The 19,890-nt window shown below is 66.0% G+C and carries 17 protein-coding genes; 9 read left to right on the forward strand and 8 right to left on the reverse strand.

The window, feature by feature from the left end:
- The first annotated feature begins 107 nt into the window (after positions 1-107).
- From OVA06_RS08895 to OVA06_RS08905, 3 genes are read left to right on the forward strand one after another with little or no spacing between them, the layout of a single operon-like run.
- The gene (locus tag OVA06_RS08895) at positions 108-1,076 is read left to right on the forward strand and encodes an ABC transporter ATP-binding protein (RefSeq protein ID WP_056079002.1); all 969 of its coding nucleotides are present in this window, start codon (positions 108-110) and stop codon (positions 1,074-1,076) included.
- On the forward strand, positions 1,073-1,882 hold the full coding sequence (locus OVA06_RS08900; protein WP_235501486.1) for an ABC transporter permease: 810 nt from the start codon (positions 1,073-1,075) through the stop codon (positions 1,880-1,882). Before OVA06_RS08895 ends, OVA06_RS08900 begins: the two co-directional genes overlap by 4 nt.
- 7 nt (positions 1,883-1,889) lie before the next feature.
- On the forward strand, positions 1,890-2,834 hold the full coding sequence (locus tag OVA06_RS08905) for a COX15/CtaA family protein (RefSeq protein ID WP_268157699.1): 945 nt from the start codon (positions 1,890-1,892) through the stop codon (positions 2,832-2,834).
- A 72-nt stretch (positions 2,835-2,906) separates the two neighbouring features.
- On the opposite strand, the gene OVA06_RS08910 is transcribed toward OVA06_RS08905, so the two are convergent.
- Both OVA06_RS08910 and OVA06_RS08915 read right to left on the reverse strand, forming a co-directional pair.
- Complete coding sequence (locus OVA06_RS08910; protein ID WP_268157701.1) at positions 2,907-5,216, reverse strand: bifunctional SulP family inorganic anion transporter/carbonic anhydrase; 2,310 nt, start codon at positions 5,214-5,216, stop codon at positions 2,907-2,909.
- A 204-nt stretch (positions 5,217-5,420) separates the two neighbouring features.
- Complete coding sequence (locus OVA06_RS08915) at positions 5,421-6,380, reverse strand: heme o synthase (protein ID WP_268157703.1); 960 nt, start codon at positions 6,378-6,380, stop codon at positions 5,421-5,423.
- Positions 6,381-6,818: 438 nt separating this feature from the next.
- Between OVA06_RS08915 and tkt the strand changes: the two genes are divergently transcribed.
- The 6 genes from tkt to pgl are packed head-to-tail and all read left to right on the forward strand — an operon-like array spanning position 6,819 to position 15,047.
- Positions 6,819-8,936: a transketolase gene (gene tkt / locus OVA06_RS08920; RefSeq protein WP_268160713.1), complete on the forward strand. Its 2,118-nt coding sequence runs from the start codon at positions 6,819-6,821 to the stop codon at positions 8,934-8,936.
- Between the two features lie 25 nt (positions 8,937-8,961).
- Entirely contained in the window at positions 8,962-10,077 is a 1,116-nt protein-coding gene (gene tal, locus OVA06_RS08925) for a transaldolase (RefSeq protein WP_268157705.1), read from the forward strand.
- 6 nt (positions 10,078-10,083) lie between these two features.
- A complete protein-coding gene (locus tag OVA06_RS08930; RefSeq protein ID WP_268157707.1) occupies positions 10,084-11,715 on the forward strand; it encodes a glucose-6-phosphate isomerase in 1,632 nt (543 codons plus the stop codon).
- A gap of 14 nt (positions 11,716-11,729) precedes the next feature.
- Positions 11,730-13,301, forward strand: a complete 1,572-nt coding sequence (gene zwf, locus OVA06_RS08935) for a glucose-6-phosphate dehydrogenase (RefSeq protein WP_056078980.1) — start codon at positions 11,730-11,732, stop codon at positions 13,299-13,301.
- A complete protein-coding gene (locus OVA06_RS08940; RefSeq protein WP_015937030.1) occupies positions 13,298-14,239 on the forward strand; it encodes a glucose-6-phosphate dehydrogenase assembly protein OpcA in 942 nt (313 codons plus the stop codon). The genes zwf and OVA06_RS08940 overlap by 4 nt, the downstream gene beginning before the upstream one ends.
- A gap of 37 nt (positions 14,240-14,276) precedes the next feature.
- On the forward strand, positions 14,277-15,047 hold the full coding sequence (gene pgl, locus OVA06_RS08945) for a 6-phosphogluconolactonase (protein ID WP_442793579.1): 771 nt from the start codon (positions 14,277-14,279) through the stop codon (positions 15,045-15,047).
- Here pgl and OVA06_RS08950 read toward each other — a convergent pair.
- From OVA06_RS08950 to OVA06_RS08975, 6 genes are all read right to left on the reverse strand, one after another.
- Complete coding sequence (locus tag OVA06_RS08950; RefSeq protein WP_268157711.1) at positions 15,000-15,395, reverse strand: RNA polymerase-binding protein RbpA; 396 nt, start codon at positions 15,393-15,395, stop codon at positions 15,000-15,002. The genes pgl and OVA06_RS08950 overlap by 48 nt on opposite strands.
- Positions 15,396-15,531: 136 nt before the next feature.
- Positions 15,532-15,789, reverse strand: coding sequence for a preprotein translocase subunit SecG (gene secG / locus OVA06_RS08955; protein ID WP_015937027.1), 258 nt, complete (start codon positions 15,787-15,789; stop codon positions 15,532-15,534).
- 50 nt (positions 15,790-15,839) lie between these two features.
- Entirely contained in the window at positions 15,840-16,655 is an 816-nt protein-coding gene (gene tpiA, locus OVA06_RS08960; protein WP_268157713.1) for a triose-phosphate isomerase, read from the reverse strand.
- A gap of 100 nt (positions 16,656-16,755) precedes the next feature.
- Positions 16,756-17,982: a phosphoglycerate kinase gene (locus tag OVA06_RS08965; RefSeq protein WP_056078970.1), complete on the reverse strand. Its 1,227-nt coding sequence runs from the start codon at positions 17,980-17,982 to the stop codon at positions 16,756-16,758.
- A gap of 10 nt (positions 17,983-17,992) precedes the next feature.
- Positions 17,993-19,003 (reverse strand): type I glyceraldehyde-3-phosphate dehydrogenase, encoded by a 1,011-nt coding sequence (gap, locus tag OVA06_RS08970; RefSeq protein ID WP_015937024.1) that lies wholly within the window; start codon positions 19,001-19,003, stop codon positions 17,993-17,995.
- A gap of 258 nt (positions 19,004-19,261) precedes the next feature.
- On the reverse strand, positions 19,262-19,888 hold the full coding sequence (locus tag OVA06_RS08975; protein ID WP_015937023.1) for a superoxide dismutase: 627 nt from the start codon (positions 19,886-19,888) through the stop codon (positions 19,262-19,264).
- Positions 19,889-19,890: the final 2 nt, after the last annotated feature.

Raw genomic sequence — 19,890 nt, forward strand, 5'->3', positions numbered from 1 at the left:
AACACAATCATGTCGTAATTTAGTCCCCGGCTCCAGTAAGGGCAGGCTGACCTTCCCCTGGCAGCACGGCGGGACCCGGCAAGTACTACATCCCGTAGAATACTGGGGTGCGATCCCCCCAATCCCCCGTCCTGTCCATCAGTGGACTCGTTAAGGACGTCGGCCCGCTGGCCAGCCTGGACGGAAAGATGCTGAGGGTAGTCAGCGATGTCTCGCTGATCGCCGGGCGCGGCGAGGTGACGGCCCTGTTGGGACCCAACGGCGCCGGAAAGACCACCACGCTTGAGTGCGCGCAGGGCCTCCAGCGGCGGAGCGGCGGAACCATCAAACTTCTCGGCGAGGATCCTGCCTCCGCCGGCGCAGACCTGCGCTCCCGTGTAGGCGTGATGCTCCAGGACGGCGGGCTCCCGCCGTCGGCCAAGCCCGTGCCGCTGCTGCGGCACATCGCCGGCCTGTACGCGAACCCCTGGCCCGTGGAGGACCTGGTGGAGCGGCTGGGCATCGATACGTTCAGCCGCACCGGCGTGCGGAGGCTGTCCGGCGGACAGAAACAGCGGCTCGCCCTGGCGGCGGCCCTGGTGGGCAGGCCCGAGGTCCTTTTCCTCGATGAACCGAGCGCCGGGCTCGACCCGCAGTCCCGCGCCCTCGTCTTCGACCTCATCTCCGAGCTCCGCAGCAGCGGAATGGGCATCATCCTCACCACCCACCTGATGGACGATGCCCAGCGCCTGGCGGACTACGTCTACATCATCGACGGCGGCCGCAACGTTGCCGAAGGAACAGTGCAGCAGCTCCTGCAGCGCGAACCGGCCGTTGACAGCGGGGCTGACCACGTCCGGACGCTGGTGTTCGAAGCGCAGCCGGGCCTGGATGTTTCCGCTGTACTCCCCGCGTCCATCGCCGTCGCCGAGACCCGTGCGGGCAGCTATTCAGTGACGGGAGCACTCACGCCGGCACACCTGGCGGCGCTGGCTGCCTGGTGGGAAGCGATGGGCATCATGCCCGCCGCCATGAGCCTGCAGGCGCGTAGCCTTGAAGACGTCTTCCTGGACATCTCTGGAAAGGACATTCGATGAACGGGACCGGTACTGCCGCGGGCAGTGCTCCCGGGAACGGCCTGGCGGAAGCGGCCGGCGGCCGCCAGCACCCTGCTTCCCTGCTTCGGCGCGTTCTCCTACAGGGCAAATATGAAGCCATCACCATGCTGCGGAACGGTGAACAGCTGATCCTTGCCGTGGTGCTGCCGCTGCTTGCCCTGGTGGGCCTCACCGTCACGCCCTTCCTTGATGGTCTGGGGCCGAGCCGCGTCAACGTTGCCGTTCCGGGCATCCTGGCCCTGTGCGCCATGTCCACGGCCTTCACCGGCCAGGGCATCGCAACAGGCTTCGACCGCCGCTACGGCGTGCTCCGGTTCCTCTCCACCACCCCCCTTGGCCGCGGCGGCCTGATTGCGGGCAAGGTCCTGTCGGTGCTGGTGGTGCTGTGCCTGCAGATCGTGGTGGTGTCCGCAGTGGCGTTTGCCCTGGGCTGGCAGCCCGTCGCCGCGGGCTGGCTGCCCGGCCTGGTCCTGCTGGTCCTGGGTGCGGCGGCGTTCACGTCACTGGGCCTGCTGGTTGCCGGTACCGTCCGGCCGGAGGCAACGCTCGCCATCACCAACCTGCTGTGGATCCTCCTGGGTGCCATGGGCGGAATCGTGATTCCGGCCGACAGGCTTCCCGCCGCCGCGCAATCCATTGTGCATTTCCTGCCCTCCGGCGCCCTGGGTGAATCCCTTCGCGACGCCTTCCTCCATGGCGCCCTCAACGGCGGGGCCGCCCTCATCCTGGTGCTCTGGACGGCGATTGCCGGAGCAGCAGCCATCCGTTGGTTCAAGTGGAATTGAGATATTCGTGAGCACGGCTTCGCGCCTCCCCCAGTTCGCCGGCCGCCTGGCATCGCGGCTTCCCCGCACAGTCGACGCCAGGGTGCGCCGCCTGGCCGTGGCCTCCCTGATCGGACAGACACTGCTGGTGGTGACCGGCGGCGCCGTGCGGCTCACGGCCTCGGGCCTGGGCTGCCCCACATGGCCGCGCTGCACCGACACATCGCTGGTCAACACGGCGGAAATGGGCATCCACGGCTTCATCGAGTTCGGCAACCGGCTCCTGACCTTCGCCCTCGCCGCCGTCGCGGCCCTGATGCTGGTGTACTTGTGGAACCTCCGCAAGGAACGCCGCGACCTTTTCCTGCTGGCGCTCGGCCTTCTGGCCAGCATCCCCGCCCAGGCCGTCATCGGCGGCATCACCGTCCTCACCGGCCTCAATCCTTGGGTGGTGGGCCTGCACTTCCTGGTCTCCATGGCCCTGGTGGTGTTCGCCACCCTGCTGGTCAACAGGGCCTATGGCCGCACCGGCCGCTACATGACGGTGTCCCTGCGCCCGCTGCCGGGGACCCTGCGTCCGGTGACGTCCGCCGTCGCGCTGTTCTCCGCCCTGGCCGTAATGCTGGGCGTGGTTGTCACCGGAGCCGGACCGCACGCAGGTGACGCGGATGCACCCCGCAACGGCCTGGACTGGGACCTCTTCTCGCACATCCACGCCGTTCCGGCCTACCTCGTGACTGCGGGTTCGCTGGTGGCGCTTGTCCTGGTACTGATGCGCCGCATTGCCGGACCGTTCCGGACGGCCGTGTTCGGCCTGCTCGGCGTCACGGTCCTGCAGGCGGTCATTGGTTTCACCCAGTACTACAACGGCATTCCGGCCCTGCTGGTGGGCGCCCATATGCTGGGCGCCGCGCTGCTGATGGCCACCGCCACGAATGCCTGGGACCTCGCCAGGTCCAGCCCGGTGGAGTAACACCTTAAACGTCAGGGCGCCCCGGTTCCAGACCGGGGCGCCCTCACGTTTTAAGGCGGTTTGCGTCGGTGCTCAGCCGGCTGCCGCGCCAGTTGCCTGCACCAAGGCTTGGGCCGGATCCAGGGACTCAATGCCGTGCGGTGTCACCAGGACCACTCGGGCGGTGGCGATGTCGTAGAAGAGCCCGGTGGCCTGGACATCCCCGGCGGCGATGGCGGGACCAACCACCGGATGGTTGTCGAGCTTGCTGAGCTGGACTGCGACATTCACCATGCCCAGCTGGTCGAGGCGGCAGTAGCCCGCCGCCGCAGCGGCCCGCGCCACGGGGTGGTCCGCCAGCAGTTCAAGGTAGCTGGGACGCGCATGCTCCAGCCAGGCGTCGAAGCCGGCACCCAGTCCCGGGTTCCCCGCGCCTTCGGCGTCGGCGATGACGGCCTTCATGGCACCGCAGTTCGAGTGCCCGCACACCACGATGGTGTTTACCTCGAGGCCCTTGACCGCGAACGAAAGCGCCGAGTCGATGGAGGCGTCCTGGCCGTCATGGCAGACCACATTGCCGATGTTGCGGAGGGTCAGCAGGTCGCCCGGGCCGCTGCTGGTGATGAGGTTGGGGTTGACCCTCGAATCGACGCACGCCACGAAGAGCGTATCCGGATGCTGCTGCTCCGCCAGGTCCTCCACCAGGGGACGGACCTGGTCAGCGAAGCGTCGGTGGTACTTGCTGATTCCCGCCAGGACTGCCGGCAGCCGTTCACTGCCGCGCCGGTCACAGTCGTCAGTGCCGTCCGCGGTCCGGGAGTTGCGCGGAGGCAGCGGAAGTTCGCGGGCTTCCTGCCGCTGTGGCGCCCTGTGCTCGGCGTCCTGGAACAGCGTGTTCCCGTGTTCCTCAAGATCGACGGAGCCGCCGGCGGCACGGTACTGGTCGCGCCAGGCCACCAGGGATTCACGGAAGGCGTGGTCCACGTAATCGGCATTGAGTTCAACCACCACGGCGTTTCCTGCCGGCACCGAGTGCAATACGCGGTTCAGGCGCGGCAGGGCGAAGAAGCTGCACGATCCGGCGATGGTGATCCGCCATGCCGACGACGGCGAGACTGGCTCGTGTACGCGGATTGCCGCGCGCAGCACGCGCCACAGCACGCTGGCCGCGGCAAGCGCCAGGCCGATGAGCACGCCCTCCAGCAGATTGAGGAAGACGACGCAGAAGAGGGTCACGACGTAGATCAGCAGGTCGCCGGTGCGCCTGCTGGTACGGATGTCGGCAACCTTGATCAGCTTGGCCCCGATGACCAGGAGCAGCCCCGCCAGCACCGACAGCGGAATGAGCTGGATCATGCCGGCGAAAAGCGCCGAGAAGATGAGGATCCACACGCCGTGCAGGATGGCGGAAGTCCGTGACTTGGCACCGGCTTCCACGTTCGTGGCGCTGCGGACAATGACGCCGGTGACCGGCAGGCCGCCCAGGGCACCGGAGAGGATGTTGGCCGTTCCCTGGCCCATCAGCTCCTTGTTGAGGTTGGTCCGCGGACCGGAGTGCATCTTGTCCACGGCGACGGCTGACAAGAGCGATTCGATACTGGCGATAAGCGCCATCGACAGGACAGCGAAGGCTACGGCGCGCCAGTTCCCTTCGGGCAGTGCAGGCAGGGCCACAGCGTCCAGGATGGAGCCCGAAAAGGAGATCCGCTCCACGGCCGGCGCCAGCGGTACCGACAACGCGGTGACGGCAGCAACTGCAGCCAGGGGGCCGGGGGCTTTCCGTACCGCGGCGGGCAGGTGCTTCCAGGCCACGAGGATGATCACCACGGTGAGCCCAAGCAGTGCCGCATGGATCTCGACGTTGGTGATGGCCGCCGGGAGGTTGGCCAGGTTCTCGATCGCGGAGCCTGCCGGGCCGGAGCCCAGGAGCACGTGGATCTGCTGGACCATGATGGTGACGCCGATGCCGGCAAGCATCGCCTTGACCACCACTGGCGAGACCGCCAGGGCAGCCCTCCCCACCCTGCTCACGCCGAGCAAAAGTTGTACGACGCCAGCAGCGGCCGTGATGGCACAGGTGGCCTGCCAGCCGAATTCCTGGACCAGCCCGGCGACAATCACGGTCAGGCCAGCGGCCGGTCCGCTGACCTGCAGCGGAGCGCCGCCCAGGCTTCCGGCGACGATGCCGCCGACAGCCGCGGCGATGAGTCCGGCCATGATCGGCGCACCGGAGGCAGCAGCGATCCCGAGGGACAGCGGCAGCGCCACCAGGAACACGACCAGGGAGGCGGGCACGTCAGCACCCAGGTTCGACAGAAAAGGCCGGAAGCGGTTGGCTCGGCCGCGCTGTCCGCCGGGCGGGCTGTGGTTGGAGGCTGTTGTTGTGGCTGGGCCGGGCGTCATTGGATTTCCTTTGCTTCGCGGGAAGGATCCAGTCCACCGTATGCAGGTTGTCACGCAGGATTACACTTAAAGTGACGGACATGACAAAATTAGTCATTCTCAGTTACCCGCATTCGTGCCGGGGTGCCCGGTTCGCCCCGGCGATTAAAAGGAGAACGGCCCGGACTCTAAAGTCCGGGCCGCTCGTCGGCACATGGGTGGTGTCTAGTTGCCTATGACAGCAGGTCCAATGAAAGGATCCGCGGCCAGGGCAATGAACAGCAGGGTGAGGTAGCTGATGGAGCCGTGGAAGACCTTCATGGCCCGCTTGTCCGGGATGTCCTCACGCTGCGCGCGGTTGTAGAGAGCGTGCGACTCATAGAGGAACCACGCGCCGGCCAGCACGGCTGTGACCGTGTAGACCCACCCGGCGCCGCCCGCCGGAACCATCAGCAGTGAACACGCCACCATGGCCCAGGCGTACAGGACCACCTGCACGGACACCACCTTGGCGCCGGCGATGGCTCCAAGCATGGGTACCTTGGCGTTGCGGTAATCCTCGCCGTAGCGCATGGACAGCGGCCAGTAGTGCGGCGGCGTCCAGAGGAAGATCACCATGAAGAGGATGATGGCCGGCCATTCCACCGAGTTGGTGACGGCGGCCCAGGCAATCAGCACCGGGAAACAGCCGGCTGCTCCGCCCCAGACGATGTTCTGGGCTGTGCGCCGCTTCAGGATGATCGTGTAGATCACGACGTAGAAGAAAATGGCTCCGAGCCCGAGCCAGGCCGACAGCGGGTTGGCGCCAAACCAGAGGATGGCGATGGCCGCAGCGCCCAGCAGCCATGAGAAGACCAGCGCTTCGCGCGGAGTGACTTCACCGGTGACCAGTGGCCGGTTCTCGGTGCGGGCCATCAGTTTGTCGATGTCGCGGTCGATGTAGCAGTTGAACGCGCCGGCGCTGCCCGCGGCGAAGGCGCCACCTACCAGTGTGGCCAGGATCAGGCCGATGGACGGGAAACCCCGCTCCGCGTAGATCATGGTGGGCAGAGTGCTGACCAGCAGCAGTTCGATGACGCGCGGCTTGGTGAGGGCGAGATACGCCTTGGCCTTACGGGCAAACCCTGGGCCGGAGGCCCGGGAAGCGTTCAGCGGCGTATCTGTTGTGCTCACGGTGGCAGTCACCCGTTCTGTGTGGCAGTTGTATCTGGCATTGCAGCTGCGGGCGGTTGAAAAGGTCCGGCGCCCGGCATTGGCCTCCGAATATCATACCGCGCCGCCACACGCCCAAAGCCCGGCTGATAGGCGCACTTGATCGCTCGCAGCCCGATTCGAGCAGATTAACTCATCCTCACTTCAGGCATATTCACAAAAGGCGAAATTGCGTCCAAAACGTGAGATTTCAGCCTCCCGGAGATTGGAATGGAGCTAAGCTGTCACCAGATCAGCACGTGGCAGGAACGTGGGGGAAAACGCATTCCCACGTAGCTCGCGGCTGAACGAGAGACCAACATTCGACGGCGACTGGTACACACCGCAACGGGCGCCTATTTCGTGCCTATAACCGGACCGGGTGTGCCGTGCGCCGTCAGCAAAGAGAGGGGCCCGGTTTTCGTGCCACATTTGGAAGAGCAAGAACTGTCCTGGACCAGCCTGGATGAGCGTGCCGTGGATACCATCCGCGTCCTGGCCGCGGATGCTGTGGAGAAGGTGGGCAACGGACACCCCGGTACGGCGATGAGCCTGGCACCGGCCGCGTACCTGCTGTTCCAGAAGCTGATGCGCCACGATCCGCGGGATCCGCACTGGCTGGGCCGTGACCGGTTCGTCCTGTCCCCGGGCCACACCTCGCTGACCCTTTACATCCAGCTGTTCCTCTCCGGCTACGGCCTGGAACTGAAGGACCTGGAAGCCCTGCGGACCTGGGGTTCATTGACCCCGGGCCACCCCGAGTACAAGCACACCGCCGGCGTGGAGATCACCACCGGCCCCCTGGGCCAGGGCCTGGCATCCTCGGTTGGCTTTGCCTACTCCCAGCGCCGCCAGCGCGGTCTGTTCGACGCCGATGCCGCACCCGGCACCAGCCCGTTCGACCACACCATCTGGGTCATCGCATCAGACGGCGACCTGCAGGAAGGCGTCACGTCCGAGGCTTCCTCGCTGGCCGGCCACCAGGAACTCGGCAACCTCGTGGTCATATACGACGAGAACCACATCTCCATCGAGGACGACACCGACATCGCCTTCACCGAGGATGTCCTGAAGCGCTACGAAGCCTACGGCTGGCACATTCAGCGGGTGGACTGGACCAAGACCGGCGAGTACAAGGAAGACGTCCAGGAGCTGTACTCCGCCCTGCGCGCCGCCAAGTCCGAAACGTCCAAGCCCTCCATCATTTCGCTGCGCACCATCATCGGCTACCCGGCTCCCAAGAAGCAGAACACAGGCAAGATCCACGGTTCTGCCCTGGGCGCCGAGGAAGTTGCAGCCCTGAAGGAAGTCCTGGGCTTCGACCCCGCCAAGTCCTTCGACGTGGACCAGGAAGTCCTGGCCCACGCCCGCTCCGTGGTTGACCGCGGCGCGGAAGCCCGCAAGGAATGGGAAGAGTCCTTCAACGCCTGGCAGGCCGCCAACCCCGAGGGTTCAGCCCTGCTGCAGCGCATCGAGGCCCGGGAACTTCCCGCGGACATCGACGCCGCCCTTCCGGTCTTCCCGGCCGGCAAGGACGTCTCCACCCGCGCTGCTTCCGGCAAGGTCCTGAACGCCCTGGGCCCGGTCATGCCCGAACTCTGGGGCGGCTCCGCCGACCTCGCCGAGTCGAACAACACCACCATCGAGGGCTCACCGTCGTTCGTCCCGGCTTCCAAGCAGACTGACGCCTGGAAGGGCAACCCCTACGGCCGCGTGCTGCACTTCGGCATCCGCGAACACGCCGCCGCCTCGATCGTCAACGGCATCAGCCTGCACGGCAACACCCGCGCGTTCTCCGGCACGTTCCTGATCTTCAGCGACTACCAGCGTCCCGCCATCCGCCTGGGTGCCCTGATGGGCGTTCCGTCGCTCTACGTCTGGACGCACGACTCCATCGGCCTGGGCGAGGACGGCCCCACCCACCAGCCGGTGGAACAGCTCGCCTCGCTGCGCGCCATCGTGGGCCTGGACGTTGTCCGCCCCGGCGATCCCAATGAGGTTGCCGTGGCCTGGAAGACCATGCTGGAGAACCACAGCAACCCTGCCGGCATTGTCCTGACCCGCCAGAACATCCCCACCTGGGAGCGCGGCGAAGGAGCAGCCGACGGCGACACGTTCGGTGCCGCGTCCGGCGTCGCCAAGGGCGGTTACGTCCTGGCCGAGGCAGCGAAGGACGGCGCCACCGTCCCCGCTGACGTCATCCTGATCGCCACCGGGTCGGAGGTCCAGCTGGCCGTCCAGGCCCGCGAAACCCTGCAGGCTGAAGGCATCGCCGCCCGCGTCGTCTCGATGCCCTGCGTCGAGTGGTTCAACAAGCAGGACGCCGCCTACCGTGAATCGGTGCTGCCCGCCTCGGTCAAGGCCCGCGTCTCCGTCGAGGCCGGCCTCTCCCTGGGCTGGAAGGAATTCGTCGGCGACGCCGGCCGTTCCGTCAGCCTCGAGCACTACGGCGCTTCAGCCGACTACAAGCGCCTTTTCCAGGAGTTCGGCATCACCGCGGAGGCAGTCGCCGCCGCAGCCAAGGACTCCCTCGCAGGCCTGAACGCCTAACAACGATTTCCAGGAGATAACCACCATGACAACTCCCACCCAGCAGCTCTCCGAAGCCGGAGTCTCCATCTGGCTCGATGACCTTTCCCGGGGACGCCTCGAAACCGGCACCCTCCGCAAGCTCATCGAAGAGAAGAACGTGGTTGGCGTGACCACCAACCCGTCCATCTTCCACGCCGCGATCACCGCAGGCACCGACTACGATGCCACCGTCGCTGCCAAGGCAGCGGCCGGCGCCAGCGTGGAGGAGACGATCTTCGAGATCACCACCACGGACGTCGCCGACGCCTGTGACCTGTTCGCCCCCGTGGCCGCAGCCACCAAGGGTGTTGACGGCCGCGTCTCCATCGAGGTGGACCCCCGCCTCGCCTGGGACACCAACGGCACCATCGCCGAGGCCAAGCACCTTTACAAGAAGGTCAACAAGGACAACGTCCTGATCAAGATCCCGGCCACGATCGAGGGCCTGGAAGCCATCACCGCCACGCTCGCCGAAGGCATCAGCGTCAACGTGACCCTGATCTTCTCCCTCGAGCGCTACCGGGCGGTCATCAACGCCTTCCAGGCTGGCCTGGAGCAGGCGAAGGAGAACGGGCACGACCTCTCGAAGATCCACTCCGTGGCATCCTTCTTTGTCTCCCGCGTGGACAGCGAAATCGACAAGCGCCTCGACAAGATCGGCACGGACGAAGCCAAGGCCCTCAAGGGCAAAGCCGGCCTGGCCAACGCCCGCCTCGCCTACCAGGTCTACGAGGAACTCTTCGCCACCGAACGCTGGGCACTCCTCGCCGAAGCCGGCGCGCTCCCCCAACGTCCGCTGTGGGCCTCCACCGGAGTGAAGGACCCGGCCTACCCGGACACCCTCTACGTGACCGAACTGGTTGCTCCCGGCGTCGTCAACACCATGCCGGAAAAGACCCTGGACGCCACCTTCGACCACGGCGTGGTCACCGGTGACACCGTTTCCGGCACGTACGCCGACGCCAACGCCACCCTGGATGCACTGGAAAAGCTCGGCGTCTCCTACAACGAAGTCGTCGCCCTCCTGGAATCAGAGGGCCTGGATAAGTTCGTGGCCAGCTGGAAGGAACTGCTGGCCGATGTCGAAGGCGCCCTCGCCTCTGCACGGAAGGCCTCCTAACCACCCATGAGCACACTCAGCTACGAAGCCACCGGTGCCGCGCAGCAGGCACTCGAACAGCACCTTCCCGCCCTCGTCGAGGAAAGGATTGCCACCCGGATCTTTGCGAAGGACCATACCCTTTGGGGTCCCGACGCCGAGTCGGAGTCCGCAATCCGCCTCGGCTGGGTGGAGGCTGCCACGGTCTCCCAGCCGCTGGTGAAGGACATCCTGGAATTGCGCGACGCCCTCCGGGCCGAGGGAGTCACCCGAATTGCCCTGTGCGGCATGGGCGGATCCTCGCTGGCTCCCGAGGTCATTGCCGGTACCGCCGGCGTCGAGCTGACTGTGCTGGACAGCACGGACCCGGACCAGGTCCGTGCTGCCCTGGCGGACCGCCTGGCCGAAACCGCTATCGTTGTCTCCTCCAAGTCGGGTTCCACCGTTGAAACCGACTCCCAGCGGCGGGTCTTCGAGAAGGCGTTCAACGACGCCGGCTTCGACGCCGCGAGCCGGATCATCATCGTCACCGATCCGGGTTCGCCCCTGGACAAGGCCTCCCGCGAAGCCGGGTACCGCGCCGTCTTCAACGCCGACCCCAACGTTGGCGGCCGCTTCTCCGCACTGACCGCCTTCGGCCTGGTGCCCTCCGGCCTGGCCGGCGTGGACATCCAGGCATTCCTGGACGAGGCTGAAGAAGCCGCAGAGGTCCTGAACGACGACGCCCCCGAAAACATCGGCCTGGCCCTCGGAACCGCACTGGGCGGCACCAGCCCGCTGCGCAACAAGATCGTCATCGCCGAAGACGGCTCCGGCATCGTCGGCTTCGCCGACTGGGCCGAGCAGCTCATCGCCGAATCCACCGGCAAGCTCGGCACCGGGGTGCTTCCCGTCGTCGCAGGTCCCGACTCCCCCGAGGTCAACTCCGGCGCGAAGGATGTCCTCGTGGTCCGCCTCGTGGCCGCGGATGCCGACGTCGAACTCGGTGAAAACGAAGTTGCCATCGCCGGCGGCCTCGCCGCCCAGATGATGGTCTGGGAGTTCGCGACCGCAGTGGCCGGCAGGCTCCTGGGCATCAACCCGTTCGACCAGCCGGACGTGGAAGCCGCCAAGGTTGCGGCCCGTGGCCTGCTGGACGCACAGCCTGAACCCACTCCGGCAGCGTTCGTCGATGGTTCCATCGAAGTCCGCGGCGGGGAATGGCTCGGCGGCGCATCAACGGCCGCAGAAGCTGTCAGCGCACTGCTGGACACGCTCCAGCCGGACAGCTACCTCAGCATCCAGGCCTACTTCGACCGGCTGGCGTTCGCGCAGCTTGAAGGCGTCCGCGACGAGTTCGCGGCGGCGACGGGACGCCCCGTGACGTTCGGGTGGGGCCCCCGGTTCCTGCACTCGACCGGCCAGTTCCACAAGGGCGGCCCCGCCATCGGCGTGTTCCTCCAGGTGACGGCTGCGTCCACGGAGGACCTGGCCATTCCCGAGCGTCCCTTCACCTTCGGCGAACTGATTTCCGCCCAGGCCGCCGGCGACGCCCAGGTCCTCGAGGAGCACGGCCGCCCCGTGCTCCGGCTGCACCTGACCAACCGAGCCGCCGGAGTGGCACAGCTGCAGGACATCGTTTCTGCACTGACCGCCCGGGCATCCGCTACCGAAAGCTAAGGCGCACAAGCAACATGCCAGAAACTGAATACGGCAGGACCTCCGGGACACGTTCCGGAAAGTCAGGCCGGAATCCCCTGCGGGATCCGCGTGACCGCCGGTTGAACCGCATTGCCGGTCCGTCGTCGCTGGTGCTCTTCGGTGTCACCGGCGACCTCGCCCGGAAGAAACTGATGCCGGCCGTGTACGACCTCGCCAACCGGGGCCTGCTGCCGCCGAGTTTCGCGTTGGTCGGCTTCGCCCGCCGTGAGTGGGACAAGGAGGACTTCGCCGCTGAGGTGAAGGCCTCCGTCCAGGCCCACGCACGGACCCCGTTCGATGAGGCCGTCTGGAACCAGCTCTCCGAGGGCATCCGGTTCGTCCAGGGTGAATTCGACGACGATGCTGCGTTTGAGCGGCTCGGCGAAACCATCAAGGAACTCGATGATGTCCGCGGCACCCGCGGGAACCATGCGTTCTACCTGTCGATCCCGCCGAAGGCCTTTGAACAGGTCTGCCGGCAGCTGTCCAAGCATGGGCTGGCACAGGCCGACGGCGACAAGTGGCGGCGCGTGGTCATCGAGAAGCCCTTCGGCCACGACCTCCAGTCCGCCCGGCAGCTGAACGACATCGTCGAGTCGGTTTTCCCGCCGGATGCAGTGTTCCGGATCGACCACTACCTGGGTAAGGAAACGGTCCAGAACATCTTGGCGCTGCGGTTCGCCAACCAGTTGTTCGAACCGCTGTGGAACGCGAACTACGTGGACCACGTCCAGATCACCATGGCCGAGGACATCGGTACCGGCGGCCGTGCCGGGTACTACGACGGCGTGGGTGCTGCCCGCGACGTCATCCAGAACCACCTCCTCCAGCTGCTGGCGCTCACAGCGATGGAGGAGCCCATTTCCTTCAACGCCGATGACCTGCGCGCGGAGAAGGAAAAGGTCCTCGCAGCGGTCAAGCTCCCCGAGGACCTGTCCACGCATTCTGCGCGGGGGCAGTTCTCCGGCGGCTGGCAGGGCGGCGAGCAGGTCCAGGGCTACCTGGAGGAAGAGGGGATCCCCGCGGACTCCACCACCGAGACCTACGCCGCGGTGCGGGTGGACATCCACACACGCCGCTGGTCAGGAGTCCCGTTCTACCTGCGTGCCGGCAAACGCCTGGGCAGGCGGGTCACGGAGATTGCGGTGGTATTCAAACGCGCCCCCAACCTGCTGTTCCGTGACCACGGTGAGGACGACTTCGGGCAGAACGCGGTGGTCATCCGCGTCCAGCCCGACGAGGGCGTCACCATCCGGTTCGGGTCAAAGGTCCCGGGCACCCAGATGGAAGTCCGGGATGTCACGATGGACTTTGGCTACGGCCATTCGTTCACCGAGTCCTCCCCCGAGGCATACGAGCGCCTGATCCTGGACGTACTCCTGGGTGAGCCGCCGCTGTTCCCCCGGCATGAGGAAGTGGAACTGTCCTGGAAGATCCTTGACCCGTTCGAGGAATACTGGGCGCAGCTGGACGAACAGCCCGAACCCTACGCCCCGGGATCCTGGGGCCCTGCCTCTGCTGATGAGCTGCTGGCCCGTGACGGACGAACCTGGAGAAGGCCATGATTGTCGATTTGCCGGATACCACCACTTCGAAGGTGTCCAAGAAACTCATGGCCCTGCGGGAACAGGGCGGTGTGATCGCCCTGGGCCGCGTCCTGACCCTCGTGGTGGTGACGAAGTCCGGCCTTGAAGAGGAAGCGATTGAGGCCGCAAACGACGCCAGCCGGGAACATCCCTGCCGGATCATCGTCCTCGCCGACGCCGGCAAGGACGCAGGTGACCGCCTGGATGCCCAGATCCGGGTGGGCGGCGACGCCGGTGCCTCGGAAGTGATCGTGCTGCGCGGCTACGGACAGCTCGCCCACGAAAGCGAGTCGCTCGTCGCGGCGCTGCTGCTCCCGGACGCGCCGATCGTGGCCTGGTGGCCGCACGGCGCCCCGGAGAACGCCTGCGAAACCTCCATCGGTGCCATCGCACACCGCCGGATCACGGACTCGGCGAACGAACCCGACCCCCAGGCGGCCCTCGAACGCATCCATGGCACCTACAAGGCCGGTGACACAGACCTCGCCTGGACGAGGCTGACCAACTGGCGGATCCAACTCGCCGCAGCCCTCGACGAAGCGGATTCCTCCCCTGTCACGGCCGTGGCTGTGGAAGGTGCTTCGGACTCGCCCAGCACCATCCTGCTGGCCGCCTGGCTGACCCTCACCCTGGACGCCCCCGTCACCATCGTGGCGGATCCGGCAGGAACCGGTATCCGCCGGGTCCGGCTCACCCGGCCCGGCGGTGATGTCCAGCTGTTCCGCCCCGGCCTCTCGGTGGCCGAACTCACCCAGCCCGGGCAGCCCGCCCAGCGGATCTCCCTCCCGCGCCGCAGCCTCCGTGACTGCCTCGCGGAAGAACTGCGCCGGCTCGATCCGGATGAGGTGTTCGGTGAAGTGATTACTATTGGACTGCCACGTACAAACCTAAGGAGCGTCCGGCCCAGTGAGCGTTGACCCAAGAGTAAGCATTCATCCCGATTCGTCCGTGCTGATGGCTGCCATCGCGGCACGCCTGATCACCAAGCTTGTCGATGTCCAGGACAAACACGGTGAGGCCACCGTTGTCCTGACCGGCGGTACGGTGGGCATCGGCACGCTGAAGGCTGTTGCAGACTCTCCGGCGGCTCCGGCCGTCGACTGGTCAAAGGTGAATTTCTGGTGGGGCGATGAGCGGTTCGTTGGATCTGCCGACGACGACCGGAACACCAGGCAGGCGTACGACGCCCTGCTGAAGCACATTCCCGTGGATCCGGAGCGGATCCACGAGCCCGGTTCCTCGGACGACTTCGAAACGCCTGAAGAGGCGGCTGATGATTATGCGCGCCGCCTTCGTGAGGCTGCGGCCGCCGAACATGCCGCCGACATGTCCGACGACCGACCGGAAGAGCCCGGGGTCCTCCCCCGGCTTGATGTTGTCCTGCTTGGTGTGGGTCCCGACGCGCACGTTGCGTCGCTCTTCCCCGAGCAGGCCGGTATCCGCGAGAAGGACCGCACGGTGGTGGGGGTCCGGAACTCCCCGAAGCCGCCGCCGCTGAGGATTTCGCTGACGCTGCCGGCCATCAACACTGCCGCCGAGGTCTGGATGGTGGTGGCCGGCGAGGACAAGGCCGGCGCCGTCGGCCTGGCCCTCGCCGGGGCCACCCCGGTCCAGGTGCCCGCGGCGGGGCCCCGGGGAACGTCCCGGACTTTGTGGCTCATCGACGAAAATGCGGCCTCACGGGTCCCGCAGCAGCTCGTCCGGAAGGACGCCGCGGGCGCGTAGCCGTTCCAGCGCTCCGGCCAGCACGTCTTCGGCGTCCTGGTCGGAGCGCCGCTCTTTAACGTATTCGAGGTGCGTTTTGTAGCCGTCGTCGAGGGCCTCGGTGACAGCGGCCTCGGAACCGTCCCTTGATGCCGGGGCCCCGCAGCGGCGGCAGTCCCAGACGGCCGGGATCTGGACGTCAGGGAGCTGCAGGAATACAGGCTCCGTGACGTGCCCCTTTGCACACCAGTACGAGATACGGATTCGTGGAAGCGGGTTTCCGTGGCCGGCGCCGCCTTGGAGGCTCGAGCCTGTCCCCGCTGTCACCCCTGCCCGCGTACCGCGGAAACCTGACACTGGATGGACCATCGGAACTCCTGCCTGGGGATGACTGGTTCTGCCGGTTAAACAAAACTGTGGCTGTCGGAAGCCGACAGCCACAGTTTAGTTCGCGGGCGCGCGGGGCGGGAGGGCCCAGCGCATGCCAGCGCATGACGTTGGGGGGTCAGGAGTCCCCGGCGCCGCTGAACCTCATGATCAGGCCCAGGGCGATGATGACGATTCCCCAGGTCACGCCGAGGATGATGGTGAACCTGTTGAGGTTGCGTTCAGCCACACCGGATGAGCTGAGTCCTGAGCTCATGCCACCGCCGAACATATCCGACAGCCCGCCGCCACGTCCTTTGTGAAGGAGGATGAGCAGCGTCAGCAGGAGGCTGGTGATGCCCAGGAGGATCTGCAGGATGACATGAAGAACGTCCACGACGGCCTTTCAGGAAGTTGGTGGGGCGGGAGTGCGTGCGCCGGGACGGACTAGTCCGTCACCAGGTGACTCTCGAACCTGACAATATTAGCAAACTCAGCGGGATCCAGGCTGGCGCCACCCACAAGCACGCCGTCAACGTCGCGTTCCTTCAGGATGGCTGCTGCGTTGTTGGCCTTGACCGAGCCGCCGTAGAGCAACCGGGTCTTGGCAGCAACGTCCGCACCGAACAGTTTCTCCAGCTCGGCCCGGATGGCGGCGCACATCTCCTGGGCGTCCTCCGGTCCGGCAACCTCGCCCGTTCCGATGGCCCAAACGGGTTCGTAGGCAACCACGAGCTCTGCCGCCTGCTCATCGGTCAGGCCTGCCACGCCGCCGCGAAGCTGGTCTAGGGTGTGGTTGACGTGCGTGCCGGCCTGGCGGATCTCCAGGCCCTCACCGACGCAGAGGACCGGCGTGACGCCGTGCTTGAACGCCGCCTTGGTCTTGGCGTTCAGGACGTCGTCCGATTCGTTGTGGATGGTACGGCGTTCGCTGTGGCCCACCAGTACGTACTTGCAGCCCAGCTTGCTCAGGAACTGCCCGGAGATGTCGCCGGTGTAAGCGCCGGAGTCGAACTGGGAAAGGTCCTGGCCGCCGTAGGCCACATCCAGGTCGTCGCCCTGGACGAGGGTCTGGACACCGCGGAGGTCCGTGAAGGGCGGGAAGACCGCAACCTCGACGCGGCTGAAGTCGTGCTTGGCGTCCGAGAGTGTCCAGGCCAGCTTCTGCAGGAGCGTGATGCCCTGCACGTGGTCCATGTTCATCTTCCAGTTGCCGGCGATGAAGGGCTTACGGTCGAAGGCGCCGTTAGTAGACGTTGTCACGTGTTCTCCAAAATGGTCGTGTAAAGTGTGCGGCCGGCAGGCTGCCGCGGGCAACCTGCCGGCCGAAGGACAGGAGCGTTGCTGCTCCCGGCGGCTGTTCCTACCGGTCCAGGATGCTCAGGCCGGGGAGCTCCTTGCCCTCAAGGTACTCCAGGCTGGCGCCGCCGCCGGTGGAAATGTGCCCAAACTGGTCGTCGGCGAAGCCGAGGGTGCGTACAGCTGCAGCGGAGTCGCCGCCGCCCACCACGGTGAACGCTTCGGTTTCGGTCAGGGCCTGGGCGATGGCGCGGGTTCCGGCGGAAAAGGCTTCGAATTCGAAGACTCCCATGGGTCCGTTCCAGAACACCGTCCGTGCGCCCTTGATCCGGTCCGCGAAGGCAGCCGCCGAGTCGGGACCGATGTCCAGGCCGATGCCGTTGGCGCCGAAGCTGCTGCCCTCGATGGCGTCCGCCGCAACGGTTTCGTGCGCGGCGTCGGCAGCGAACTTCTCCGCCACCACAACGTCCGTGGGGATGACGAACTCGGTGCCGGCATCCGCAGCCCGCTTCAGGTAGTCCTGGACAACGCCGATCTGGTCCTGTTCGAGCAGGCTGGCGGCCACCTTGTGCCCCGCCGCAGCGAGGAACGTGAACAGCATGCCGCCGCCCACCAGGATGGTGTCTGCCTTGCCGAGCAGGTTGTCGATCACGGCGAGCTTGTCCGAGACCTTGGATCCGCCCAGGACCACCACGTAGGGACGCTGGGTGTCGGCGGTGAGCTTTCGCAGGACCTCCACCTCGGTGTGCACCAGGTCGCCCTGGTAGGACGGCAGCCGGGACGCGACGTCGTAGACGCTGGCGTGCTTGCGGTGGACAGCGCCGAAGGCGTCATCCACGTAGGCGCCGTTGCCACCGGTCAGCGACACCAACTCGTCAGCGAAGGCGCCGCGCTCGGCGTCGTCCTTGCTGGTTTCGCGGGCGTCGAAGCGGACGTTCTCCAGGACCAGGGCTTCGCCGTCCTGCAGGGAAGCTGCTGCTTCCCTGGCGGAGTCACCGACAGTGTCGGCGGCGAGGGTGACCTTGAAGCCCGCCAGTTCAGCGAGGCGGTCCACGGCAGGGCGGAGGGAGTACTTATCCTCGGGGGCGCCCTTCGGGCGTCCAAGGTGGGCTGTTACCAGCACGCGGGCACCGGCGTCCGTGAGCTTTGCCAGCACTGGAAGGGAGGCCTTGATGCGGCCGTCGTCAGTGACTGTAGAGCCGTCGAGCGGCACATTCAGGTCGCTTCGGACCAGAATGTACCGCCCGCGGACACCTTCAGCGATCAGTTCGTTGAGGGTGTGGGATGTCATGTGTCTAACCCTAGCCCAGCTTGGACGCGACAAGCTCCGTGAGGTCGACGAGGCGGTTTGAGTAGCCCCATTCGTTGTCATACCAGGAAACAACCTTGACCTGGTTGCCGATGACCTTGGTCAGCCCGGCGTCGAAGATCGAGGATGCGGGATCGCCAACGATGTCCGAAGAAACGATGGGCTCTTCCGTGTAGGTCAGGAAGCCCTGCAGTTCGTCGGACTCGGAGGCGCGCTTGAGGGCGGCGTTGACTTCCTCAACGGTGGTTTCGCGGGACACGGTGACCGTGAGGTCCGTGGCGGAACCGGTGGGGACGGGAACGCGGATGGCGTAGCCGTCCAGCTTGCCCTTGAGCTCCGGCAGGACCAGGCCGATGGCCTTGGCCGCACCGGTGGAGGTGGGCACCATGTTGATGGCGGCGGCGCGGGCGCGGCGCAGGTCCTTGTGCGGGCCGTCCTGGAGGTTCTGGTCGGCCGTGTAGGCGTGCACGGTGGTCATCAGGCCACGCTCGATACCGAACTCGTCGTTGACCACCTTGGCCAGCGGGCCGAGGCAGTTGGTGGTGCAGGACGCGTTGGAAATGATGTGGTGCGTGGCGTTGTCATACAGGTTGTGGTTTACGCCCATCACGATGGTGATGTCCTCATCCGAGGCCGGGGCGGAAATCAGTACCTTCTTGGCGCCGGCGTCGATGTGCTTCTGCGCATCAGCTGCCTTGGTGAAGAAGCCGGTGGATTCGATGACGATGTCCACGCCGAGCTCGCCCCACGGAAGGTTGGCGGGATCGCGTTCCGCCAGGACCTTGATGACGTTGCCGTTGACGACGATGTTGCCGTCCTTGACCTCGATGGTTTCCTTCAGGCGTCCGCCCACGGAGTCGTACTTGAACAGGTGGGCCAGCGCCTCGGGGCTGGTGAGGTCGTTGACGGCAACGATTTCGAGGTCCGCACCCTGGGCGAGTGCTGCGCGGAAGTAGTTGCGGCCAATACGGCCGAAGCCGTTGATACCAATACGGGTCGTCACTTTTCAGTCTCCTTGGTGCTTGAAGCAAGCACTACTAGTTGAGCGGGCGTTCAAGCCAACTAACAGATCCCGCACGCCATTGGGCAGAGATGATTTACAGACGGAGGGCGACCAGCCTCATTGCTGAAGGCTAACCGCCTTCCGTGACCTATCTTACGTTTAACTGGGTCCGCCCCCGCAAGTGCGGGGGCGGCCAGTCCACATGGCGGCCTTATTAAGTCCGAATGTGAAGTTTGTAACAAGCATGTGTGCTGCAGGTTACGGGAGGGTGATGAGCCCGGTTGCGTTGCTGCGGGCGGCGTCGAAGCGCTTGGCGACGTCGGCCCAGTTCACGATGTTCCAGAACGCCTTGACGTAGTCCGCCTTGACGTTCACGTAGTCCAGGTAGAAGGCGTGCTCCCACATGTCCAGCATGAGCAGCGGCGTGGTGCCCAGCGCCACGTTGCCCTGCTGGTCGTACAGCTGCTCGATGACCAGGTTTCCACCGATGGGCTCGTAGGCCAGGAAGCCCCAGCCCGAACCCTGCAGGCCGAGGGCGGCTGCGGAGAACTGGGCGCGGAAGGCGTCGAAGGAACCGAACGCGTCATCGATGGCTGCAGCCAGTTCACCCTCGGGCTTGTCGCCGCCGTCCGGGGAAAGGTTGTTCCAGAAGACGGAGTGGTTGACGTGTCCGCCGGTGTGGAACGCGAGGTCCTTGGAGAGCCGGTTGATGTTGGCGAAATCGCCCTTCTCCCGTGCCTCAGCCAGCTGGGCCAGCGCGTTGTTGGCGCCGGCAACATAAGCTGCGTGGTGCTTGCTGTGGTGCAGCTCCATGATCCGCGCAGAGATGTGCGGCTCAAGGGCGGCGTAGTCGTACTTGAGTTCGGGCAATACGTACTCAGTCACAA

The sequence above is a fragment of the Pseudarthrobacter sp. SL88 genome, assembly GCF_026672455.1.
In the GTDB taxonomy this organism is placed as follows: Bacteria; Actinomycetota; Actinomycetes; order Actinomycetales; family Micrococcaceae; genus Arthrobacter.